At 58.8% G+C, this 342-nt stretch carries 1 protein-coding gene; it reads right to left on the reverse strand.

The features are described 5' to 3' along the window. On the reverse strand, positions 1-342 hold a 342-nt coding region (locus C6558_RS39395; RefSeq protein WP_256372007.1), incomplete at both ends, for a LysR substrate-binding domain-containing protein.

Consider the following 342-nt stretch of genomic DNA (forward strand, 5'->3'; position numbering starts at 1 on the left):
CCCCAATGCCGAGGCCGCGCGCGACATAGCTGGGCACGGTGTTGGAAAAAAGCGTCTGTATGACTGTTCCGCCCCTGATGCCGGCGCTCTCCAGCGCCGCCTCGATCTGGAGCCGAAGCAGGCTACTGGTTCCGAGCGAAATCAGTTGCTCTTGATGAAGGTCAGTCACGGAAATCGACTCCTTCGCCGCGAGCCGATGGTGTCTGGGAACAAGGCAGATTGCCGACGATGTGGGCATCGGCAAATGCTCAATGTCAGTACGCTCTGTCGGCACGCGCCCGAAACCTATATCGAACTCGTTCCTTTGGACCGCATCGATGATGTGATGCGAGGTGTCGGAGT

The organism is Ensifer sp. NM-2, assembly GCF_003024455.1.
Lineage (GTDB): Bacteria > Pseudomonadota > Alphaproteobacteria > Rhizobiales > Rhizobiaceae > Ensifer > Ensifer canadensis.